General features: G+C 51.1%; 1 protein-coding gene. It reads left to right on the top strand.

What is annotated here, in order from left to right:
- A partial coding sequence (locus tag FJV41_RS56835; protein WP_220138095.1) for a redoxin domain-containing protein occupies positions 1-380 on the top strand: 380 nt, incomplete at both ends.

The following is a 380-nucleotide window of genomic DNA, read 5'->3' as shown; positions in this document are numbered from 1 at the left end:
GAATCATATGGTTCTGGTAACTCGTCAGGCTCCGGATTTTACCGCAGCAGCAGTTTTAGGTAACGGCGAAATCGTTGAGAAATTCAACTTCAAACAGCACACCAACGGTAAAGCCACCGTACTGTTCTTCTGGCCGATGGACTTCACCTTCGTTTGCCCGTCTGAACTGATCGCCTTTGACAAACGTTATGAAGAATTCCAGAAGCGCGGCGTAGAAGTTGTTGGCGTTTCCGTCGACTCCGAATTCGTTCACAACGCATGGCGTAACACCCCGGTAGACCAGGGCGGTATTGGTCCGGTTAAATACGCGATGGTTGCTGACATCAAGCGTGAAATCCAGAAGGCCTACGGTATCGAACATCCGGACGAAGGCGTTGCGC

It is taken from the genome of Myxococcus llanfairpwllgwyngyllgogerychwyrndrobwllllantysiliogogogochensis (assembly GCF_006636215.1).
Classification (GTDB): Bacteria; Myxococcota; Myxococcia; order Myxococcales; family Myxococcaceae; genus Myxococcus; species Myxococcus llanfairpwllgwyngyllgogerychwyrndrobwllllantysiliogogogochensis.
Note: the sequence above shows the minus strand (reverse complement) of the source record. Positions and strands in the feature narration are given on the sequence as shown.